Genomic DNA, 20,502 nt, shown 5'->3' with positions numbered 1-20,502 from the left:
ATCCTACGAATTTCTTGTAAGAGCTGATACATGCCGCATCAGCTCCCACAGATATTTCTAACAACTACTCCACAGGAGACTGCGTACTTAGCCCCCCCTGCTCCATAGGCATTTCTGAGCCCTGTATCTTTTCTGGCTGTTTTCTTACGGATATATCTTTGTTTGATAACTGCTCAGATACTGAAGAACCATCTCTACTTGATATTTCCGGTTCAATAACACGTCCTGAACCACCCATCATATTATAATTCAAATGAGAGATAGCCCACCAAGTTCCCCCAATAATAACAAAAACGCAAATAGCAGCAAACCACAATGCGCTTAAATTCCACTTGGCATCTGGACCAGAGTTCAAGTGCAAAAAGAAAACAATTTGTACTATAATCTGAATGATAGCCATCCCAATAAGATACACAACTTTTGTACTAACTGCCCAACTTTCCATCATTCCATACATCACAGGAACAAAAGAACCTAGGGTGAAAAATACAGCCAGAATAAAGCCGACCAAATAGGAACCAGTACTGGGACCATGTGTTTCATTTTGCATGCTCATCACAACGCTCCTAATAGATAAACCATGGTGAAAACACCAACCCATACAATATCAAGTAAATGCCAAAAAATGGAAAGGCATGCTAAACGTGTTTTATTGTTCTGATCCAAGCCATTACGACGAAGATGAAAAAACATCACAACCATCCAAAGAAGACCAACACTTACGTGAAGTCCATGGGTGCCAACCAAAGCAAAAAATGCTGACCAATAAGCAGAGAGAATCTCCCGTCCAAAAAGCTGTAAACCCGTCGCAGGATCAATACCAGCATAAGCATTTGGATCGTAATAAAAGACCTCACCCAAAAGTTCATGAAATTCGTAAAGTTCCATACCAATGAAGCAACACCCAAATACAAAGGTAATAGCCATCCATAAACGCACACCACTGATGTTATTTTTATGTGCTTGTACCATTGTAAAACCATAAGTGACGGATGAAAACAACAAGAAAGCAGTCTCAACCAAAACAAATTTTAAATCAATAAACTCATTGCCCGCCTTACCACCACCATAAGAAGCAGAAAAAACAGCAAAACTTGAAAAAAGTGTCGAAAACAGGATCAAATCTGAGAGAATATAGACCCAAAAACCAAACGTCATTACCGAACTATTATCGTGGTGATGTTCATCCACAGCACTCACTTTATTCATTGTTACTGCACTCATACTGTCACTCCTTGTTCTTTAAGAACAGCTGTAAAGGCATCTTCAGTTTTTTGTACTTCTTCAGCCGGAATATAATAACCATGATGGTCACCTGTTAATGAATGACACACAAGCGTTGCAATAAAACCAATCAAGCCGACCGCAACAAGCCACCAAATATGCCAGACAAGCGCAAAACCAACAACTAATGAGAAAAATCCCGCAATAATTCCAGCCGATGTATTGGACGGCATATGAATTTTTGTAAATCCACTGGTAGGACGTTGATAACCACTTTTCTTCATATTCCAATAAGCATCATCAGACTGTATTTTCGGAACTATTGCAAAATTGTAAGAAGGAGGCGGTGAAGAGATAGACCATTCAAGGGTCCGTGCATCACCCCAAGAATCATTTAATGTTACAGGTAAATGTCCCTTATGTTTGATACCGTACCAAATCGCCAAAACAACTTGCAGCACAAAACAAAGGATACCAAGCAAAATAATAAAAGCACCCAATGCAGCAATCATAAACATCGGTTGCCAACTAGGTTCCATGTAATGCTGGAGACGACGCGTCCCACCCATTAAACCAAGTGCATAGACTGGGAAAAAGGCAAGGTAAAAACCAATGAACCAACACCAGAAAGATGCAATACCCAATGCTCGATTTGGTTTATAACCAAAAACTTTTGGAAACCAAAATGCAATCCCCGCTAAGTACGCAAAAACGACACCACCAATAATTGTATGATGGAAATGCGCTACCAAAAACAACGAATTATGAAACTGCCAATCAGCTGGCACAATAGATAACAAAACACCAGTTAATCCACCACCAACAAATGTAAAAATCATTCCCATGCACCAAAGCATTGGAGGCTCAAAGCGAATCCGCCCCTTATACATAGTTAGCAGCCAATTAAAGACTTTTACACCTGTTGGAACAGCAATAATCATTGTCGCAATACCAAAGAAAGTATTCACAGCTTCACCGCCACCCATTGTGAAGAAATGATGTCCCCAAACAAGAAGCGAAAGAATCAAAATAACCAACATGGCCCATATCATCGAAGTATAACCAAAGAGGCGTTTTGAAGAAAAAGTTGATACAACCTCAGAAACAATTCCAAAAGCAGGAACAACCAAAACATAAACCTCAGGATGACCAAAAACCCAAACATAGTTAATCCATACCATCGGATTTCCGCCACCAACATTAGAAAAGAAATTCATGCCCAAATAACGATCGCATGCCAAGAGTGCAAATGCTACAGTTAAGACAGGGTAAATAACTAAAATAAGGACATTGCTAACAAAAGCGCTCCAACAAAAAACAGGCATTCTCATCATCGTCATCCCAGGAGCACGCATCTTAATCAAAGTCGCAACAAAATTGACCGCCCCCATTGTTGTCGCTATACCAGAAAGTTGAAGTGACCATAAATAATAGTCTACCCCTGTATCTGGACTCGTTTGCAATTCTGTAAAAGGTGGATACATCAACCAGCCACCACGACCAAAATTCCCAACACCTAGGGATATGTTAATCAATATTGCCCCTGCAGCCGTAATCCAAAAACCTAGATTATTTGCAAAGGGAAAAGCAACATCACGCGCACCAATTTGAAGCGGTATAAGATAATTAAAAAGACCAAATAAAATAGGCGTAGCCATGAAAAAAATCATGATAGTGCCATGCGCCGAAAAAATTTGATCAAAATGGTCAGGTGGCAAATAACCTGCACTTTCACTCCCAAGAGCTAAAGCTTGATGTGTTCGCATCATGAGTGCGTCCGCAAAACCGCGAACAAGCATAATAATTCCAAGAACTATGTACATAATGCCTATGCGTTTATGGTCAACAGTTGTAATCCAATTTCGCCATAGAATCCCCCACCACCCAAGTGCTGTTAGAGCAACAACAGCAATTAAACCAACCACAACAATCGCAATACACGTGTATAAAACGATCGGCTCATGTGCAAGTGCATGAAAAGCACCTGCCGTAGGATCTGTAAGTCTTCCAAACATTTCTCAACCCATTTCAAATGAAATTCAAGTTTAAAAGAAACCCTATGTTAAAAGGGCTCTTTCTTTACTGATTCTTTAAATAACATCAGGATCAAATACTGAACATAGTGCACCCCATAGCGTCTGAGCAGCAGCACGTTTCATTAAATCCTCATTACATACCGTATTTTCATCGACACATCGATTAACAACACGATAGTAAAGGCGCTTCTCCACAGGTGCAAAATAACGAACTTCAGCATCTTTTTTCTTCGCAGCAATATCACCCATACGAGGCGCAATAGAAAGTTGACGATAAGATGCACGATCAAGTACTCGACCATTAGCCCGAGCTTTTACAATCCAATCCTCAAAGTCCTGCAAAGACACAGAATGCCACTTAAACCGCATACTCGAAAAACCATCACCACTGTAATTTGCTGAGGTTCCTTTGAATACTCCTTGCTCTTCAGCGACCAAATGCAACTTAGCATTCATCTGCGGCATAGCGTAAAGAACTGTACCCAGTTTGGGGACCCAAAAAGCATTGACAGAATTCTCTGACGTCAATTGCAATAAAACTTGACGCCCTTCAGGTGCATAAATCTCATTAATCGATGCAACACCATATTCAGGATAAATAAAAAGCCATTTCCAATCAAGAGAAACGGCATCTATCTGTAATGGCTTTCCTTCACCTACAACTTCCACTGGGAGAGGATTTGTAGGTTCCAGCTTATAAGTATAATAAGCTGTTAATGAACCTAAAACCATTACAATTACAATTGGAATACCCCACATCAACGCTTCAATTTTATTTGAATGCGCCCAATCAGGAGAATAGTCCGCTTTCATATTCGATGCACGATATTTTATAGCTAAAAATACCACACTCACCATAACTGGGATGACAACACAAAGCATCACCACCACACAAACAACTATCAAAATGAGCTGTTGACGTGCAACATAACCTGATGGCTGTATAACATCAATTTTACAACCAGATAAAAGCAGTGCTCCCCCTAAAATCACAAGCATTTCTAATTGTCGAACAAAGCTTTTCATCTCTATTTACCCCCGTCATATGCACCAAAAATTGTCATAAATATATACCTCGTATTGTACAGATTTGAAAATAATTATCAAGTGAATTCAATGCCTATATTACTCTTATCAAACGCTTATTCTTTACCTATCACAATTTAATTGTTTTGCTTAATTGTTTTGCAATATATTCAAGTGCAAACCAATATCCATCACCTCCACACCCAGTTATGATAGCGTCTACACCTGCAGATGTATAAGAGTAGTGACGAAAAGCTTCACGCTGGTAAATATGAGATAAATGAACTTCTACTTTTGGCCCTGAAAACATTTTTAGGGCATCAAGAAGTGCAACAGATGTGTGACTGTAAGCGGCTGGGTTAATAATCAATCCAGAACTTGCCTCTATTGCTTCTTGTATCCATGCTACCAACTGCCCTTCACAATTACTTTGATAAAAATTTATTATGATATCATTTTTTTTTGCCCATTCTCTGCATCTTTTTTCAATATCTTCCAGAGTCTCAGTTCCATAAATTTCTGGCTCACGTTGACCTAGAAAATTTAAATTAGGACCATTTAAAATCGTTATCATCTCAGACATAGCATGCCTTTTCTTTTAGACCTATCACTTATTAAAAATAATATTTAGCATGTTTTTACGACAATAAAGCCCCATCCTTAATCTCAAAGAATTCTGCGCGTCCTTTTAAGTCATCAAATAAAAGACGATCTGTTCCTGTCATAAATGTTTGTACAGCTAAATCATCAAGAATATCAAATAAAGCAGCACGTCGGTGCGAATCAAGATGAGCAGCCATTTCATCAAGAAGAAGAATGGGGGCTTTTTCCGACATCATACCTGTTAGACGAGCATGACACAAAACTAAACCTGTCAGCAGCGCTTTTTGTTCACCTGTTGAACACGATGTTGCTTCTATATTTTTATCAGCATAAAAAACCTGCAAATCTGCGCGATGTGGTCCTTCTAACGTCCGACCAGCAGCACGGTCCATTGCGCGATTATGCCGTAATCGATCACAAAATTGCTCTTCAACTTCAATTGCTGATATTTCACTAAGAGCTGTTTCCAAAAAACCATCAATTTGCAAAAAAGCTCGTGGAAAAGGTATCTGTGATGGCATTTGTGTAAACATATCATTTAAAAGACGAATAACATCAACACGCGCCGCAGAAATAGCTGTCGCCAGTTCTGCCATCTGCTTTTCTAAAGCATCAAACCAAGCACAATCTTCATTTCCATCTAAAAATAAACGATTACGTGCGCGCATAGCTCTATCATAATCGGCTATGCGGCGCCTATGCAAGGGATCAATCGCCAAAACCATACGATCCAAAAAACTACGGCGCTCAAGCGAAGGACCTGTAAAAAGACCATCCATAGACGGTGTTAGGACACTAATATGACAATAATCTGTTAGGCAATCACCCGACTCATTCACACCATTAATATGGACTTTTCGACTGTTATCGCTAACCTCCAAAGCTGTACCAATCTTTACTTCGCCATAAAGAGCGCATTCAAGACGCGCAAATACAACAAATCCTCCACCGCCACCATCTACAAAGCTAACGTCAGAATAAGCAGCACGCCGCAAACCACGACCAGGAGAAAGAAAAGATAACGCCTCTAAAAGATTCGTCTTACCAGCACCGTTATGGCCGGTAAAAACCACATGCTGACCAGAAAAATGAATATTGAAAAAAGGATAATTGCGATAACGTAAAAGCTTCAGCTGCCTCACTGCCACTTTGTGCACATGACTGGCCATACATTGCAAAACAATTGCCCCTAAACGCGAATAGGCATCAGTACATAGAGCACATCCGCATCATCATTATCACGAATCAGAGCTGGTGCTCCAGCCTCAGCCAACATAAAAACCATCTCGTCACTTGAAAGCTGCCCAGCAATATCCAAAAGATAACGTGAATTAAATCCTATCTCAAGCGGTTCAGATGCATAAGTTACTGATAATTGATCTTCTGCACTGCCCGAATCTGGGCTATTAACAACAAGCCTTAACTGTCCATGCTCAATCGTTAATTTAACTGCACGCCCCCGATCACTTGAAATCGTTGAAACACGATCAACTGCAGAAGAAAAGTCCTGCCTATTAACAATTAATTCTTTATCATTTCCAAGAGGAATAACACGTTGATAATCCGGAAATGTTCCATCAATTAATTTTGATGTAAAAATCACAGAACCTACAGAAAAACGAATCTTTGTCTCTGAAAGCTCTATACATACATCGCTATCATTTTCTTCTGAAAGAAGTTTTTGCAATTCTCCTACAGCTTTACGGGGAACAATAACACCGGGCATTCCCTCAACTCCTGAAGGAGCTTCCATCTCAACTTGTGCCAAACGATGACCATCAGTTGCAACCAAACGCAATTTCAAAACACCATCATTAATAACATGTAAATAAATACCATTAAGATAATAACGGGTTTCTTCAGTAGAAATAGCAAATTGCGTACAATCAAGTAAATGTTTTAAGCTTGATGCCGATAGAGAAAAACGATAACCAAACTGCCCAGGAAGCGACTCTGGAAAATCTGCCTTCGGAAGACATTGAAGCTGAAAATGTGCACAACCCGAAACAACAGACATTGTGCCTGCTTGATTCTCATCGACGGATAAGACAACTTCATTGCTATCAGGAAGTTTTCGAATGATATCATAGAGCAAATGTGCTGGAACAGTTGTTGCTCCAGCTTGTTTAACATTAACTGCAAAAGATTCCGTAACCTCTAAATCAAGGTCTGTTGCTTTTAACTGCACACGACCATTTTCTGCATCAATCAGCACATTCGATAAAATAGGAACAGTATTACGGCGCTCTACCACACGGTGAACCCGACCAAGAGACTTGAGAAATTGACTGCGATCAACTGTAATACGCATAAAAGCCCCGTATGATTTACTAAAAACTATAAGAATTCCTTAGCATTAAAATAGATCCTCTTCAAAGAATCGCCTGCTAGACTTTATTAAACCTCTCTTAAAATGGCAAGTCACTCCTGCATAAGAAGAAAATAAATCTTTTCATTAAATTCTTTAAAGTTTCTCCAAAGAAAGAAACGATAAACACTATACAGCCTGTTCTCCAATCAAACGCTTAAGCAATTCAAGTTCCTTAGCCAAGGTCTGATCACCACAAACCAAATCTTCAATTTTACGCACAGCGTGTAAAACTGTTGTATGATCACGTCCACCAAAACGACGCCCAATTTCTGGCAACGAGCGAGGAGTTAATACTTTTGCTAAATACATTGCAACTTGCCGTGGCTTCACAACCGTACGTGTTCGACGATTAGATAACAAGTCCTGTTTAGAAACATTATAATGACGTGCTACCGTACGCTGAATTTCTTCAATCCGAATACGCTTAGGTTCACCAGGACGTGTCAAGTGACCTAATAACTCATCAATCCGCTCTAAAGATAAATCAGACTCAAAAGATTGGCGAAACAAGAGCTGATTAAATGCACCTTCAATATCACGCCCCGACCCTAAAACCGTTTTCGCAATATATTCCAAGATATCATCAGAAATTGATACCATGCCATCATCTTGTTGTGCCACCTTCAACCGCTGGCGCAACATTTGCAAACGCATTTCATAATCTGGTGCTTCAATTTCAAGAGCTACCCCTCCCTGAAGACGAGAACGAACGCGAAGATCAAGCGATTCTAATTCTGCTGGCGGACGATCTGCAGCGACAACAACTTGTTTTGCACTATCAAGCAACATATTAAGCAAATGGCAAAACTCATGTTGTATCGACTTACCCTGCAAAAACTGCATATCATCAATAATCAAAAGGTCGATATCACGAAGCTGCTCTTTAAAAGAAAGAGCATCATTATCACGAATAGCTGTTGCAAAACGCCACATAAAATATTCAGCAGTTAAATAAATAACACGCGCAGACGTTAAACGCTTCAATGCAGAAGCAGCAATTGCTTGAAGCAAATGTGTTTTTCCTAAACCAACAGATGCGTGAATAAAAAGAGGATTAAAACGCAAAGCACTTTTATGCCCCTCCGCAATTGAACGCGCAGCTGCTAAAGCAACACGATTAGAAGCCCCCTCAACAAAACTTTCAAAAGTATAGCGAGAATCAAGTGGAGATCCAAAAACTCCCGTTTGAGAACTCTTAACTGAATGCTCTGCACAACTTTCAACAAAAGATGAAGTCGCTTGCTCCTCTAGCACAGCAGAAGGAACACTTCTTTTACAAACGACGTCTCTTGAAACGCGTTCCATACCACGAACAATAACTTCAACACGAAGAATTGCTGAATTCTCTTGTTTCCATAAATGAGTCAAAAGAGAACCATAGTGATTATTAATCCATGAACGTAAAAAAGCTGTAGGAACAGAAAGCTTTACAAGAGTATGGCTATATTCAGCAAGCTTCACACGTCCAAACCAACTGGTATAAGCCTCAACACCAACCTGCACCTTTAATTGCGCCATAACACGTATAAAAGCCGCCGCACTTTCCTCCTCTGAAACAATAGAATGCCCTATAGAAGCATTTCTACAAACGTCCTCATCACTCTCTGTCATCCTATTCTTTATTATGTTCTCTGCCGACAGGATATTCACCGAAACCCTTTTAAAGGAACTAGCTTTAGAGTTCAATTTATCCACCATCTTTCATCCTGATAAAAATAAAATTCTGTCCTGCCAAACAGCTAAAATAAATCTAGCGAAGGCAAAACGCCCTACCCCAAATAAGATTACTCACCCTCCCCTAGGATAGCCTCATCACAACCCCACTAACAAAGATGACCAATAAGATTTACTTGCACTCATGATATGACCCACCCTTCTAAAATGGTAAACATATCTATTCAGAAAACTAAAAAATCGTCAGAAAACCTCCCCAGCACAAAAGCTTCAAAAAGCCTAAGTCAAAACATCTTGTACTCAACAAAATACAGAACAATGTGCTGGTGTGACCCCTTCATGCTTTTTAGTCTTCATAAGAACCATACAAAACAGCAGAGGTAAAATGCAAGAGGTCAAAATAAAATCAAAAAACCCGAAAAAAATGCTTGTATCAATGAGGAATGAAAAAAATATTGATTCAATTCATTTTTTTTCTCTAAATTTACCAACAATTAAAGAATCTCTTCAGATTTAAAAAAAAAAATAAAATGCTTGACAAAAAAGACTCTGTAAAAATCCACAAAGCTTGTGGATAACCATACCCCTCCTATAAACTTTCTCTCCTTTTTCAAGAGGAGAATCATTATCGATTCTTATTTTCGATAGAAACTTTTTGAAATAATAAACAAAAAGCCAGCATCCTCATGGATACTGGCTTGATTCTCAATAAAGGAGAAAAAGCTTAAACGCTGAGAGCCTTCAAACGTTTAGCTAAACGCGATACTTTCCTCGCAGCAGCATTTTTATGAAAAACTCCTTTAGAAACCGCACGCATAATTTCAGGCTCAAAATTCTTAAATGCAATCTCTGCAGATGCCTTATCACCACCCGCTAAAGCATCATCAAACTTACGTATAAAGGTACGAACGCGCGAACGGCGGGCCCTATTAACCTGTGTGCGCGCCGTAACCTTGCGCACCGCTTTTCGAGCAGAAGGTGTATTCGCCATAAATATAATCTCTCTTTCAACACCTTGGTAAAATGAGTCTAAAGAACAACTCTACCAATATAAATAAATTCAACCCAAGCAAAACTATAAAGCTGCCTATAACTGTGTGGCTTATAGCGCAATCCCAAAGCTAACGTCAATTAGATTTTCAAAGATAGTCATAAAAAAACGAAGCCAAACTCTTTGATCCGCAGCTTTATAGCTTAATAATAGACATTCCTTAACAAATAAAAGAATTTAAACGGCTAACTTACGCAAGACATATTGCAAAATCCCCCCATGATGCAAATAATCTAGCTCATCTTCAGTATCAATACGGCATAATAACGGAGCGGTTTTTATCGTACCATCAGAAAAAGTAATTTTCGCTACTGTCTTTTGACGAGGTTTCAAGTTATGAATTCCTTCAATTGTCACCTTTTCATCTCCCTTTAAGCCTAAAGATGTCCAACTTACACCCTCCTCAAAGACAAAGGGAACAATGCCCATACCAACAAGATTAGAGCGATGAATCCTTTCAAAAGACTGTACAATCACTGCTTTTATACCAAGAAGATTGGTGCCTTTGGCTGCCCAATCGCGCGATGATCCATTGCCATATTCAATACCAGCAAAAACAACGAGTGGAGTACCTTCTTGTTTATACGCCATTGCCGCATCGTAAATGGCTTGTTCTACCGCTGACGGATAATGAACCGTATAACCTCCTTCTCGACCATTTTCTCCCAACATGAAATTACGAATGCGAATATTGGCAAAGGTCCCACGCACCATAACTTCGTGATTCCCACGACGCGTTCCATACTGATTAAAATCAGCCACTTTAACACCATGATCCATTAAATATTTTCCGGCAGGAGAAGCTGCTTTAATAGAACCAGCAGGAGAAATATGATCCGTCGTGATTTTATCACCAAATAAACCTAAAATCCGTGCATCTTTAATATCTGGTAAGATATCAGGTGTTTTCTGCATATCATCGAAATAAGGTGGATTGCGTACATAGGTGGATTGCTCATCCCAAGAATAGGTAGAACCCGTAGGAATCTGAACTTTTTGCCAATTTTCATCTCCCTTAAAAACATCTGCATACTTTTCAGCAAAAACCTTACGCGTGACATTTTTTTCGATGAATTCCTGTATTTCTTGAGAAGTTGGCCAAATATCTCTCAAATAAATGGGTTGGCCATTTGAATCTTCACCAAGAGGTTCCTTGGTTAAATCTTTACACACCGTCCCGATGAGCGCATGTGCAACAACTAACGGTGGTGAAGCTAAATAATTCGCTTGCACATCAGGGGAAACACGCCCTTCAAAATTACGATTTCCTGAAAGAACTGCAGATGCAACTATACCATTGTCATTAATCGTTTTGGAAATAGCTGGATGCAAAGGACCAGAATTCCCAATACATGTTGTGCACCCAAATCCTACTAAGTTAAATCCTAATGCATCTAAATCTTTTTGCAGACCCGAATTTTGAAGGTAAGCTTCAACAACTTGTGAACCAGGTGCAAGAGAAGTTTTTACCCATGGCTTGCTCTTGAGACCTTTTGCCACAGCATTTCGTGCCAAAAGACCCGCTGCAATAAGAACACTTGGATTCGATGTATTCGTACACGACGTAATCGCAGCGATCACCACATCACCGTGACCAAGCGTATATTCTTCACCCTCGACCTGATAACGCTTATCTTGTTCAGAAGTCTTCTTATAGTCTTCGACCAATGCCTTCTCAAAACCCTGCCCAACGTTTTCCAATGCAATACGTCCTTCAGGACGTTTAGGACCAGCCATAGAAGGAACAACAGTTCCCATATCCAATTCAATTGTATCACTAAAAATGGGATGAGCCACCATTTCGTCATGCCACATCCCTTGTGCTTTGGTGTAAGCTTCTACTAAGGCAATCCGATTTTCATCACGTCCTGTCATATTGAGATAACGCACTGTCTCCTTATCAATTGGGAAAAAACCACACGTCGCTCCATATTCAGGTGCCATATTTCCAATCGTTGCCCGATCAGCAAGCGTCATCTGCTCCAAACCAGGACCAAAAAACTCAACAAATTTACCGACAACACCCTTCCGGCGTAGCATTTGAGTCACCGTCAATACGAGATCGGTGGCTGTTACACCTTCTTTAAGTTTACCTGTTAGACGAAAACCAATCACTTCAGGTAACAACATAGAAACAGGTTGACCTAACATTGCTGCTTCTGCTTCAATACCACCAACACCCCAACCTAAAACCCCTAAACCATTCACCATAGTCGTATGCGAATCAGTTCCCACACAGGTGTCAGGATAAATCGTCTCACAGCCCTCTTCATTCTTCATCCATACACATTGTGCTAAATATTCTAGGTTAACCTGATGACAAATCCCTGTTCCTGGAGGAACAACGCGAAAATTTTGAAAGGCTTGCTGCCCCCATTTAAGGAAACGATAGCGTTCACCATTGCGTTCATATTCATGCTCAACGTTTTCCTTAAAAGCCATGGAATTGCCAAAAGCATCAACAATAACTGAGTGATCAATGATGAGATCAACGGGAATGAGAGGATTGATTTTTTCAGCGTTACCGCCAAGTTTAACCATAGCATCACGCATTGCAGAAAGATCAACAACTGCTGGAACACCTGTAAAATCCTGCATAAGAACACGTGCAGGACGGTAAGCAATTTCTGCCCCAGCGCTCCCTTTGTCGTTTAACCACTTAGCAACATTGAGGACATCCTCTTTTTTAACTGTGCGACCATCTTCAAATCGCAATAAATTTTCGAGAATAACTTTCATCGAAAACGGTAAACGAGAAACACCTTCAAGCCCATTCTTCTCCGCTTCGATCAAGCTATAATAAGTATATTCTTTGCCACCAACATTTAATACTCTGCGACAATTAAAGCTATCAATTTGAGTCATGACTGTCCACCCTCATACTATAACCACCCAATTTCCAGGAATGAACAACACAAACTACGATTCAAGGTCGCAGCTTGAGCGCAGACGCTATCACCTCCGCTATCCATTTCCCCCTCCACCTCTCATAGGCAAATGCGGAAATCAGCGCCAGAAACCATTTTACACCAGATATTGATGTAAGGTATCCCTTATAGAACTATTTCTAGAACTATTCTAGGTACAATTGCACAAAAAATGTGTTTTTTATTCTATAATGCAATAAAGAATATGAAAATAAAAACAAAATAGGTAATCACATGGTGTTATCAGGCAAAGATTTAGCCGCTTACAGAAACGAGGAAATTCTGTTTAAAGGTCTTTCTTTTTGTTTATTTTCACAGCAACTGATGACAATCACCGGTCCTAATGGTATCGGAAAGTCTACATTACTCCGAATCATTGTCGGTCTTCTTGAAGCTGCTGAAGGTCATATAATACTTAAAGACCATGATCAAATATACCCTGTTGCAACTGCGTGTCATTATCTTGGTCCTCAAAATGCTATGAAACCTCTCTTATCTGTCATTGACAATTTGCAATTTTGGGCAGATTTTTACGGTCAACATTTACGCTTTGTGCATGAGGTTCTTGCCGATATTGGTCTTTCTAACCTTGAACATTTACCCTTTAAAGCTCTATCAACTGGACAACAAAGACGCGTAGCTATTGCTCGCCTTTTGCTCTCCTATCGTCCTCTTTGGATTTTAGATGAACCAATATCTGGGCTTGATAACCATGCTCAAAAACTCCTTGCTCGTATTTTCCAGCGTCATCTCAATCAAGGTGGTATGATTATCGCTGCAACTCATAATTCCCTAGGTATTCCAGAAAACCATAAAATCGCTCTGGAAAAATTTTTACCTCTCTAGGAGAAAATAAAATGAAAGCACTGTTCTGGCGTGACCTTAAACTATTATTAGCGCCACAAGCCTCTTCACTAACAGGACTATTGTTTTTTATCGCTTTTGTTGTCATAACCCCCTTTGCCATTGGACCAGATCCCAAAATTCTTGCACAAATAGGGCCTGGTATATTGTGGTTTGGAGCCCTTCTTGCAGGACTCCTCAATCTGAACAAACTTTTCCAAATCGATCGCGATGATGGTAATCTCGACCAATTTATCCTTTCAGGAAAAAGACAAAGTTTTACACTAATTGTCTTTACCAAATGTCTTGCCCATTGGGTAGGAACAATGCTTCCTCTTATTTTTGCTACACCTATTTTAGCCCTCATGCTCCATTTAGATGTAGCAATAACTTTTACAACAATACTTACCCTTTTATGCGGAACACCAGCCATTATTTTTATTGGCGCCATAGGTGCTGCACTCGCAACCTCATTGTTGCACAGTACTCTGCTTATTTTTATCATTATCTTGCCGTGGATCATTCCAATTATGATTTTTGGTGTTTCGACTGCTACAGCCCCAATAAATCCAAATATTTCTTTTCTCACGTCCTTGGCTCTTCTCAGCGCTTTTTCACTTCTTTTGAGTCTCTTTGGCTCTTTTGTTGCTGCGATAACGCTTAAACTTTTATCAGAATAATAAAAGATGATTGCCGCATTGAAAAACTCTGCCTATTATGAATTTCATGAATGAACTATCTCGTCCATATAAAATCAGGTCACTCCCTGAAAGTTTTATCCTTTTTATGAAAATAAGCAGTGTCGTCTTACCTTGGTTGGCCGGTATAACATTGTGTTTCCTTATTTTAGGGCTTATTCTGGTGATGCATTCCCCTGATGACTATCAACAAGGCATTACTGTTAAGATTATGTACCTTCATGTACCCTTTGCGTGGTTGTCTACATTCTGTTATGTAACGATGAGTGCAGCAGCATTAGGAAATCTGATTTGGAAATATCATCTTGCTGATGTGGCCCTTAAATGTGGGGCGCCTATTGGGGCAATTTTTACCGCCTTGGCTCTCATGACAGGAGCACTTTGGGGGCGACCTACATGGGGAACATGGTGGGTCTGGGATGCACGTTTAACATCAGTTTTAATTCTGCTTTTTATCTATCTTTCCATTATCCTGCTCGGACGTGCTTTTGAAAACCAAGTAAAAGGTGCTCGCGCTACTGCAATTCTTACACTTGTTGGATTTGTTAATATCCCTGTTATTAAATTTTCCGTTAATTGGTGGAATACATTGCATCAGCCAGCATCATTGTTACGTGCTGGAGGATCAACAATCGACAATGCTATGTTATGGCCTCTTATAACAATGCTATTTTGTTTCATCTTTATGTTTATTGCGCTCTATTTGATGGCTATGCGAAATGAAATCAATAGTCATTATATCCGAATACTTCAGATTAAAAAATCCCGCCGTGCACAACAACAGGACTCTTCATCATGCTCGACCTAAATGGCATCCAGGGCGGACTTTTAGGAAATCTATCTCAGAAAATTGATTTTTTCCTTAGCACCCTTAAACACGAGCAAATTGTTGTTTTAAGCTATGTGCTTTCTGCAATATCCCTCTTATGTCTTATTGGATATATTCTTTGTAAAGCCCTATACCAAAAAAAAATTCTCCAACAGCTAAACAAAAAAGAGCTGCCACAAAAAGAAAAGTATAATGAAAAACATCCCTCCAAAACTTAAAAAAAATATATCTTTGCCTGTTCTGCTTGTTTTTTTTGGACCATTTGTGCTTTTTCTTCTTCTCATGGTGTTTTTTTTCAACTTTATGGATAAAAAATACCTTCAAGATTCTTCTCTTCTCCCAAACGCATTAGCTGAAAAATCTGCTCCCAATATTCATCTTCCTCTTCTTGATAAAGAAAGTTATCTCAATTCAAAACAGTTTAAAGGACGTGTCACATTGGTTAACTTTTGGGGCTCTTGGTGTTTGCCATGCCGCGAAGAGCATCCTATTCTTATGAAAATTGCACAAGATAAACGTTTTGATCTGATTGGTATTAATTATAAAGATAACAAAACAAACGCCCTACGCTTTTTAAACAATTTTGGTAATCCTTTTAAATTTATTGGCTTTGATGTTTCAGGATATACAGCCATTGATTGGGGAATATATGGACCCCCAGAAACCTTTCTCTTGAATAAAGAGAGCATCATTATTGTCAAACATGTTGGTCCCTTAACATGGAAAATTTATCAAAAAAAAATTCTACCAAAAATTGAACAAGCGCTCATGACAGAAGAAAAATAAAATATCAACATATTGATTTATAAATAATAATTTACCATTTTTATCTATTAAATGAAAATGCCCTATACTATGAGATTTTTAAAATTTCTATATGTTGAATCAAAAAAACATTTAAGATAAAGACTAAAAATACCTTTTATGAATTGTCTAAACGTGAAAATAATTGGCAATATTTTAAGTTGAAAAATATAATAATGCAGGTTTGTAAAAACATAACGTTTTATCATGCTATGTATGCTATTTTATTTATATGGATCCTCATTCTTCTTAGGAAAATTTGACAAGAGCATTACCATTGTTGATTCAAAAACATGTGCAAAGAAATATCTGTAGAGCAAACCTCCCAAGTATGACAAAAATTTAAGTAGTTTTCATTTTTTTATCGATTAAATATCTGTTTAGGAGCTTTATTTTTGATTATTTGGACAAAACAATATTGTTATAGAAACATCGTTAGATTAGTGAAAGAAACCAACTATTATTTTCAAAATCATATAGTGTTCTGTCTCCGCTTTTTTATCTGAAATGCACATTGTTATGAGGGGACTTCACCACTATTTTCATCTTTATAAAATAACAAATCCATTCCTTCGCAGCGTTATTGGTATATTTATTCCCATTATACTATCTGTTCGTAATAGACTCCATAAATTCCATATTGAGTCTATACATTCTTATTCTTTCGATAATTTATCTTATGATTATAACTAATAAGCTTTTTTGACTCTTAATAAGATAAATTCGAGTAAGCAAATATGACTATAATCAAAAAATCTCATTTAACAGAAAAGATAAGTTATGAGTACATGATCAATCTATCAATGAATATTATAAAAGAATTCATTGTAAGAAATAGGCTTTTGAGATGAAAAAAATAAACAAGAAGCTTTTTCGAGAGGAGAAAATATATTTTACAGAGAACTCTTTTTTAAGCACTCTGTGACGTGATTACTGATTTCAACAGAAAGATCACTCGTATACATTAAAAAACTCTAAGACAAGAAATATTCTAGAAGTTTATATGAGCTTATGGGTAAACTTTTATAACGCAAATAAAATAGGCTTTTGTTGCAATCATCATTTTTTATGAAAAATATTTGATTATGTTTTTTCTTCTAAAAATTCTTGTGGTGTAAAACAATACGTTTTTGAGCAAAATTCACATGTGACTGAAATATATTTATTTTTAACCATTTTATTGCGTTCATCAATAGAAAATCCTTCTAGGATTCCTTTAATTTTTTCGTGTGAACAAGAACATTGATCGACAAGAGAAAAAGGATTAAAAACTCTAACACCTTGTTCATGAAAAAGACGGAACAAGAGCTGTTTACTACCAACTTGGGGATCTGTTAATTCTGAACTTTCAATCGTTGCCATGAGTATTTTAGCTTCCTGCCATTGGTTATCCAATTGGGTGTGGGTTTTCGTTTCTTCTCGCTTTTGATGAGAGACATCTATTTTATGATGAGAGGATTCTTGAGGTAAAAGTTGGATCAAAATACCTCCAGCTCGCCAGCTTTTCTGCGTTTTTCCTTGTTGGTCACGATTAATTAATATAGCAACAGCCAAACGGATATCGGTAGGAATTTGTTCTGATTGATCAAAATAAATACGAGAAGCTTCTTGTAAATTTGATCCATCTAATGCAACTATCCCTTGATAGGGTTGCATATGGGGACCTTGATCAATTGTGAAGGCTAAAGTGCCTTTCCCTAAAAGGGTTTCTGAAGAGATTTGATTATTGTCTATGGCTTGTTTAAGCTGTTCTTTATCAAAACGAGCGTATCCACGTAAACTGGAAGGAGGCGAAAAATCGCATACCAACATATTAACCGGTCCATCGGAATGAGTTTGTAAAATAAATTTTCCCGTAAGCTTTAGAGAAGTTCCAAGCAGAACAGTTAAAAGTAAAGCTTCTGCTAGAAGATAAGAAACCGGTTCAGGGTATTGATGTCTGTTAAGAATAGAATTTAAAGTTTCCCCAAGTTGTACGGCACGTCCACGGATATCAAGTTCTTCGACTTGAAAGGGAATAACAGTATCATCTTCATGCAAGAAGTTGTTGTCGAGAGAGGCTTCATCTTTAGCTTGTTTACTCATAGCTTTGCCTTTTTTATATAATTTGTTGTAGAGGAGCTATTGTGGAGAGAAAAACGCATCTTGTAAACACCAAGAAAGAATTGCTTTTTGAGCATGAAGACGATTTTCAGCCTCATCGAAAACAACGGAGTGCGGTCCATCAATCACAGAATCAACCACTTCTTCACCACGATGAGCAGGAAGACAATGCATAAAAAGAGCATCAGATTTTGCTAATTTCATGAGAGCTTCATTGACTTGATAAGGCTGAAAAATAGAACGACTGCGAGCACGAAATTCTTGTCCCATGGAGACCCATGTATCGGTCATAATACAATCAGCATCTTGAGCTGCTTTTTGGGGACTATGAGTTAGTGTAAGGTGTGCTCCTCGTTCACGTGCCCAATGTATAAATTTTTCTTGTGGTTCACTGCCCTTTGGAGTAGCAATACGCAAATGAAAATCAAAAAGAGCTGCGGCCTCAATTAAGGAATGGAGCACATTATTACCATCCCCCATCCACGCGAATATTTTGCCAGCAATTGGCCCCCGATGCTCTTCATAGGTTAATATATCTGCTAAAATTTGGCAAGGATGTGTATCATCTGTAAGGGCATTAATGACAGGAATTTGTGCATATTGTGCCAATTCGAGCATACGTTGATGTTTTGTTGTTCGTAATATCACGATATCCACAAAACGGGATAAAACACGAGCTGTGTCAGCTATAGTTTCACTATGACCAAGCTGCATCTCTGAACCCGTGAGCATGATTGTATCTCCCCCAAGCTGGCGCATACTGATATCGAATGAAATACGGGTTCGTGTGGATGGTTTTTCAAAAATCATCGCAAGTGTTTTACCCATAAAAGGTTTTGAACCTTTCCCTGCTTTAAAAGACGCTTTAAGGATTTTTGCATAATCGATCAGTGCGCGCGCTATTGCTGGCGTTAAAATGGATAAGTCCGTGAAATGACGAAGAGCATTTGTCATTTGTGTAATATTTGTCTTTCTTTGTTTACTTGCGAAAGATAAGCTATTGCTTTTTCAATACGATGCAAACTTTCATCTATTTCTTCTTCCCTAATGATAAGAGGAGGCAATAAGCGCACAACGTTGTTGTTGGCAGCAACACTTAAGAGATATTCATTTTCTAAAGCATTAACGACAAGATTTGAAGGCACAACACACTGAATACCCACCATTAGGCCCATCCCCTGAACTGCGCAGATAATATCAGGATAGATATTGAGAATGTGCAAAAGTCCACTTTTTAGTTTATCCCCCATGCGCTGAACATGGTTGAGAAAATTTGGCTCTAACAAAATATCAAGAACACTATTTCCTACAGCCATTCCAAGAAGATTTCCTCCAAAGGTTGAACCATGGGTCCCAAGTGTCATGCTTTTTGCAACTTTATCAGTTGCAAGGCAAGCACCTAATGGAAATCCTCCTCCTAATCCTTTTGCGAGGGTAAGTATATCAGGAAAGACATCACTCCATTCATAAGCAAAAAGCTTTCCTGTTCGTCCTATACCCGTTTGGACTTCATCCAAAATCAATAACAGACCATTATCATCGCATATTTTGCGCAAAAATCTTAAATATTCATGAGGGACCGTTCGTATTCCTCCTTCTCCTTGAATAGGTTCAATAAGAATAGCGGCGGTATTTTTATTAATAGCGTTACGCAAAGCGATTTCATCACAAAAAGGTACTTGAATAAATCCACCAGCTTTAGGTCCAAAGCCTTCAAGATATTTTTCATGCCCAGTCGCAGCAAGTGCTGCAAGTGTACGTCCATGAAATGCCCCTTCAAAAGTAATTATTTCAATGCGTTCTGAATGACCCGCAGCATAGTAATAATGACGTGCCGTTTTGAATGCGCACTCCAATGCTTCAGTGCCTGAATTGCAGAAAAAAACCTTATCCGCAAAACTATTTGCACAAAGCCGCGTAGCAAGAGCTGATTGTTCAGGGGATTGAAAAATATTAGAAACATGCCAAAGTTTTTCAGCTTGCATTTTGAGCGCATCAACTAATTTTGGATGTGAATACCCTAATGCATTAACAGCAATGCCAGATGTGAAATCAAGATAATGTTCTCCCTTATCGGAAATAAGCCATACACCATGCCCCTGTTCAAAATGCAAATCTCGTCGTGCGAAGCATTCATAAAGTGGTTGTATAGAGACGGCATCCATCATAATTTCCTTTATATTTTAACCTTTTCAATATATATACAAAGCAACACTACAAATAAAACAACATGGTACATTTCGTTACGGTGCTTTCAACATTTCATTACGATTAATGATTACACCTATGGAATAGATCATTACACCAATTGAA

Annotated in this window: 18 protein-coding genes; 5 read left to right on the top strand and 13 right to left on the bottom strand. The window is 38.6% G+C overall.

The features are described from left to right. Positions 1 to 64 precede the first annotated feature (64 nt). The 10 genes from cyoD to acnA form a co-directional block, all read right to left on the bottom strand. On the bottom strand, positions 65 to 556 hold the full coding sequence (cyoD, locus tag ACFIKJ_RS01085) for a cytochrome o ubiquinol oxidase subunit IV (protein WP_375626263.1): 492 nt from the start codon (positions 554 to 556) through the stop codon (positions 65 to 67). Next, the gene (locus tag ACFIKJ_RS01080) at positions 556 to 1,224 is read right to left on the bottom strand and encodes a cytochrome (ubi)quinol oxidase subunit III (protein WP_375619284.1); all 669 of its coding nucleotides are present in this window, start codon (positions 1,222 to 1,224) and stop codon (positions 556 to 558) included. Before ACFIKJ_RS01080 ends, cyoD begins: the two co-directional genes overlap by 1 nt. After that, positions 1,221 to 3,239: a cytochrome o ubiquinol oxidase subunit I gene (cyoB, locus tag ACFIKJ_RS01075; protein ID WP_273787464.1), complete on the bottom strand. Its 2,019-nt coding sequence runs from the start codon at positions 3,237 to 3,239 to the stop codon at positions 1,221 to 1,223. The genes ACFIKJ_RS01080 and cyoB overlap by 4 nt, the downstream gene beginning before the upstream one ends. 75 nt (positions 3,240 to 3,314) lie before the next feature. Continuing rightward, positions 3,315 to 4,286 carry a ubiquinol oxidase subunit II gene (gene cyoA / locus ACFIKJ_RS01070; protein ID WP_273787465.1) on the bottom strand — a complete coding sequence of 324 codons (972 nt, stop codon included), beginning with the start codon at positions 4,284 to 4,286 and terminating at the stop codon, positions 3,315 to 3,317. Positions 4,287 to 4,416: 130 nt separating this feature from the next. After that, positions 4,417 to 4,869 carry a type II 3-dehydroquinate dehydratase gene (gene aroQ, locus ACFIKJ_RS01065; RefSeq protein WP_375625423.1) on the bottom strand — a complete coding sequence of 151 codons (453 nt, stop codon included), beginning with the start codon at positions 4,867 to 4,869 and terminating at the stop codon, positions 4,417 to 4,419. 55 nt (positions 4,870 to 4,924) lie between these two features. Then, positions 4,925 to 6,058, bottom strand: a complete 1,134-nt coding sequence (gene recF, locus ACFIKJ_RS01060) for a DNA replication/repair protein RecF (protein ID WP_375625424.1) — start codon at positions 6,056 to 6,058, stop codon at positions 4,925 to 4,927. Between the two features lie 20 nt (positions 6,059 to 6,078). Next, the gene (gene dnaN / locus ACFIKJ_RS01055) at positions 6,079 to 7,200 is read right to left on the bottom strand and encodes a DNA polymerase III subunit beta (protein ID WP_375626259.1); all 1,122 of its coding nucleotides are present in this window, start codon (positions 7,198 to 7,200) and stop codon (positions 6,079 to 6,081) included. Between the two features lie 186 nt (positions 7,201 to 7,386). Then, positions 7,387 to 8,958, bottom strand: a complete 1,572-nt coding sequence (gene dnaA / locus ACFIKJ_RS01050; protein WP_375648581.1) for a chromosomal replication initiator protein DnaA — start codon at positions 8,956 to 8,958, stop codon at positions 7,387 to 7,389. Between the two features lie 700 nt (positions 8,959 to 9,658). Continuing rightward, on the bottom strand, positions 9,659 to 9,925 hold the full coding sequence (gene rpsT, locus ACFIKJ_RS01045; protein ID WP_375625427.1) for a 30S ribosomal protein S20: 267 nt from the start codon (positions 9,923 to 9,925) through the stop codon (positions 9,659 to 9,661). Between the two features lie 237 nt (positions 9,926 to 10,162). Continuing rightward, complete coding sequence (acnA, locus tag ACFIKJ_RS01040; RefSeq protein ID WP_375626254.1) at positions 10,163 to 12,850, bottom strand: aconitate hydratase AcnA; 2,688 nt, start codon at positions 12,848 to 12,850, stop codon at positions 10,163 to 10,165. A 296-nt stretch (positions 12,851 to 13,146) separates the two neighbouring features. On the opposite strand from acnA, the gene ccmA reads away from it, so the two are divergent. The 5 genes from ccmA to ACFIKJ_RS01015 are packed head-to-tail and all read left to right on the top strand — an operon-like array spanning position 13,147 to position 16,068. Continuing rightward, positions 13,147 to 13,758 carry a heme ABC exporter ATP-binding protein CcmA gene (gene ccmA, locus ACFIKJ_RS01035; protein ID WP_375625429.1) on the top strand — a complete coding sequence of 204 codons (612 nt, stop codon included), beginning with the start codon at positions 13,147 to 13,149 and terminating at the stop codon, positions 13,756 to 13,758. Between the two features lie 11 nt (positions 13,759 to 13,769). Further along, positions 13,770 to 14,435, top strand: a complete 666-nt coding sequence (ccmB, locus tag ACFIKJ_RS01030; RefSeq protein ID WP_375625430.1) for a heme exporter protein CcmB — start codon at positions 13,770 to 13,772, stop codon at positions 14,433 to 14,435. A gap of 46 nt (positions 14,436 to 14,481) precedes the next feature. Continuing rightward, positions 14,482 to 15,261, top strand: coding sequence for a heme ABC transporter permease (locus ACFIKJ_RS01025; protein ID WP_375626251.1), 780 nt, complete (start codon positions 14,482 to 14,484; stop codon positions 15,259 to 15,261). Then, positions 15,249 to 15,500 (top strand): hypothetical protein, encoded by a 252-nt coding sequence (locus ACFIKJ_RS01020; protein ID WP_375625432.1) that lies wholly within the window; start codon positions 15,249 to 15,251, stop codon positions 15,498 to 15,500. The genes ACFIKJ_RS01025 and ACFIKJ_RS01020 overlap by 13 nt, the downstream gene beginning before the upstream one ends. Beyond that, positions 15,475 to 16,068 carry a DsbE family thiol:disulfide interchange protein gene (locus ACFIKJ_RS01015; protein WP_375625433.1) on the top strand — a complete coding sequence of 198 codons (594 nt, stop codon included), beginning with the start codon at positions 15,475 to 15,477 and terminating at the stop codon, positions 16,066 to 16,068. Before ACFIKJ_RS01020 ends, ACFIKJ_RS01015 begins: the two co-directional genes overlap by 26 nt. A gap of 1,101 nt (positions 16,069 to 17,169) precedes the next feature. Here the strand turns inward: ACFIKJ_RS01015 and ACFIKJ_RS01010 are convergent. Genes ACFIKJ_RS01010 through ACFIKJ_RS01000 form a run of 3 tightly spaced genes read right to left on the bottom strand, consistent with a single transcriptional unit; the run spans position 17,170 to position 20,354 of the window. Then, positions 17,170 to 18,171 carry an Hsp33 family molecular chaperone gene (locus ACFIKJ_RS01010; RefSeq protein ID WP_375626247.1) on the bottom strand — a complete coding sequence of 334 codons (1,002 nt, stop codon included), beginning with the start codon at positions 18,169 to 18,171 and terminating at the stop codon, positions 17,170 to 17,172. A 36-nt stretch (positions 18,172 to 18,207) separates the two neighbouring features. Beyond that, positions 18,208 to 19,143: an ornithine carbamoyltransferase gene (gene argF, locus ACFIKJ_RS01005; protein WP_375625435.1), complete on the bottom strand. Its 936-nt coding sequence runs from the start codon at positions 19,141 to 19,143 to the stop codon at positions 18,208 to 18,210. Beyond that, positions 19,140 to 20,354, bottom strand: coding sequence for an aspartate aminotransferase family protein (locus ACFIKJ_RS01000; protein WP_375670153.1), 1,215 nt, complete (start codon positions 20,352 to 20,354; stop codon positions 19,140 to 19,142). The genes argF and ACFIKJ_RS01000 overlap by 4 nt, the downstream gene beginning before the upstream one ends. Positions 20,355 to 20,502: the final 148 nt, after the last annotated feature.

This window comes from Bartonella sp. PS7NMGDW (assembly GCF_042193585.1).
Lineage (GTDB): Bacteria > Pseudomonadota > Alphaproteobacteria > Rhizobiales > Rhizobiaceae > Bartonella > Bartonella grahamii.
The sequence above is the reverse complement of the archived record's forward strand: the minus strand, read 5'-3'. Positions and strand labels throughout refer to the sequence as shown.

Bases quoted from the DNA above. Each gene is read 5' to 3' on its own strand.
- dnaA (WP_375648581.1), bottom strand. From the start codon at position 8,958: ATGGTGGATAAATTGAACTCTAAAGCTAGTTCCTTTAAAAGGGTTTCG.
- ACFIKJ_RS01015 (WP_375625433.1), top strand. From the start codon at position 15,475: ATGAAAAACATCCCTCCAAAACTTAAAAAAAATATATCTTTGCCTGTT.
- argF (WP_375625435.1), bottom strand. From the start codon at position 19,143: ATGACAAATGCTCTTCGTCATTTCACGGACTTATCCATTTTAACGCCA.
- ACFIKJ_RS01000 (WP_375670153.1), bottom strand. From the start codon at position 20,354: ATGGATGCCGTCTCTATACAACCACTTTATGAATGCTTCGCACGACGA.
- ccmB (WP_375625430.1), top strand. From the start codon at position 13,770: ATGAAAGCACTGTTCTGGCGTGACCTTAAACTATTATTAGCGCCACAA.
- ACFIKJ_RS01010 (WP_375626247.1), bottom strand. From the start codon at position 18,171: ATGAGTAAACAAGCTAAAGATGAAGCCTCTCTCGACAACAACTTCTTG.
- recF (WP_375625424.1), bottom strand. From the start codon at position 6,058: ATGGCCAGTCATGTGCACAAAGTGGCAGTGAGGCAGCTGAAGCTTTTA.
- acnA (WP_375626254.1), bottom strand. From the start codon at position 12,850: ATGACTCAAATTGATAGCTTTAATTGTCGCAGAGTATTAAATGTTGGT.
- cyoD (WP_375626263.1), bottom strand. From the start codon at position 556: ATGAGCATGCAAAATGAAACACATGGTCCCAGTACTGGTTCCTATTTG.
- ccmA (WP_375625429.1), top strand. From the start codon at position 13,147: ATGGTGTTATCAGGCAAAGATTTAGCCGCTTACAGAAACGAGGAAATT.
- ACFIKJ_RS01020 (WP_375625432.1), top strand. From the start codon at position 15,249: ATGCTCGACCTAAATGGCATCCAGGGCGGACTTTTAGGAAATCTATCT.
- cyoB (WP_273787464.1), bottom strand. From the start codon at position 3,239: ATGTTTGGAAGACTTACAGATCCTACGGCAGGTGCTTTTCATGCACTT.
- cyoA (WP_273787465.1), bottom strand. From the start codon at position 4,286: ATGAAAAGCTTTGTTCGACAATTAGAAATGCTTGTGATTTTAGGGGGA.
- dnaN (WP_375626259.1), bottom strand. From the start codon at position 7,200: ATGCGTATTACAGTTGATCGCAGTCAATTTCTCAAGTCTCTTGGTCGG.
- ACFIKJ_RS01025 (WP_375626251.1), top strand. From the start codon at position 14,482: ATGAATGAACTATCTCGTCCATATAAAATCAGGTCACTCCCTGAAAGT.
- rpsT (WP_375625427.1), bottom strand. From the start codon at position 9,925: ATGGCGAATACACCTTCTGCTCGAAAAGCGGTGCGCAAGGTTACGGCG.
- aroQ (WP_375625423.1), bottom strand. From the start codon at position 4,869: ATGTCTGAGATGATAACGATTTTAAATGGTCCTAATTTAAATTTTCTA.
- ACFIKJ_RS01080 (WP_375619284.1), bottom strand. From the start codon at position 1,224: ATGAGTGCAGTAACAATGAATAAAGTGAGTGCTGTGGATGAACATCAC.